This is a genomic window from Corynebacterium sp. MC3 (genome assembly GCF_900099485.1).
Lineage (GTDB): Bacteria > Actinomycetota > Actinomycetes > Mycobacteriales > Mycobacteriaceae > Corynebacterium > Corynebacterium pseudogenitalium.
Window position 1 is genome coordinate 1 of the sequence record NZ_LT622808.1, and the last position, 891, is coordinate 891.

Consider the following 891-nt stretch of genomic DNA (forward strand, 5'->3'; position numbering starts at 1 on the left):
TACCCCTGGCTCTTAGACACGACTGGATGCGTAGAAGAGTCAGCCACGCCACCGCCCGCGCCGAGCGCGCCGGGGTGCTCATCGCACTCCCGCTGACGGCCTTCTTCCTGCCGGCGTTCTTCGTCCTCGGCCTGGCGCCCGTAGTGGTCAGCCTGGGCCAAACCCTGTTTTGAAACACCAACAACTAATAAGGAGAATGAAATGTCTACCAACTTTATCCACGCTGCAGCTGCCCGCATTACCGCCCATATGCAGGCGAAACTCGCCAACGACGACGGTTTGTCCACCATCGAATACGCCTTTGGCACATTGGCGGCCGCCGCCCTTGCCGGGGTGCTCTACATGGTGGTCACCAGCAACGGCGTCTCGGACGCCATCGAAGGCGTGATCACCGACGCCCTGACCAACAAGCCGGGCTAGCCGATGAACACCATCGAGGCAGCGCTCTCCCTGAGTGCTTTGGTGGTCGTCGCCGGTGCGATCGTCGCGGCGCTGGCCACGATGGGCGCCTACATCTCCGCGGTGGACATCGCCGGGGCGGCAGCCCGCGCGCACGCCATCGGCCTGGACTACGACCCGCCCGCCGGGCGCGTCACCACCCAGGAACGCGGCGGCATGGTCACCGTGACCGCCCGAGTACGCGGCATGGAGGCCACCGCCGTCTTCCCAACCGAGTTCGGAGGCTAGCCATGCTTGGCCAACTCCGAAGCGAGGAAGGCTCCGCATCCGTCACCACGGCGGGCATCATCGCCGCGGTGACCGCGCTGGCCCTTGCGGTTGCGGCGGTGGTTGCCGGGGTGGCAAACGCCCACCGGGCGCGCCTCGCCGCCGACCCCTCAGCTGGTTCTGGGCACCTCCCACACAATCCTCTAAAAAGCAACCCAATTAGCA

The 891-nt window shown here is 65.8% G+C and carries 2 protein-coding genes and 1 pseudogene; all 3 read left to right on the forward strand.

Features of this window, described 5'->3' with window-relative positions; genetic code table 11:
• Positions 1 to 249 precede the first annotated feature (249 nt).
• Entirely contained in the window at positions 250 to 420 is a 171-nt protein-coding gene (locus tag BQ4436_RS00250; RefSeq protein WP_083428543.1) for a DUF4244 domain-containing protein, read from the forward strand.
• 3 nt (positions 421 to 423) lie between these two features.
• Entirely contained in the window at positions 424 to 687 is a 264-nt protein-coding gene (locus BQ4436_RS00255) for a hypothetical protein (RefSeq protein WP_070975122.1), read from the forward strand.
• A gap of 2 nt (positions 688 to 689) precedes the next feature.
• Positions 690 to 891 (forward strand): annotated as a pseudogene (locus tag BQ4436_RS11795) (hypothetical protein); the annotation flags it as partial.

Bases quoted from the DNA above. Each gene is read 5' to 3' on its own strand.
- BQ4436_RS00255 (WP_070975122.1), top strand. From the start codon at position 424: ATGAACACCATCGAGGCAGCGCTCTCCCTGAGTGCTTTGGTGGTCGTC.
- BQ4436_RS00250 (WP_083428543.1), top strand. From the start codon at position 250: ATGCAGGCGAAACTCGCCAACGACGACGGTTTGTCCACCATCGAATAC.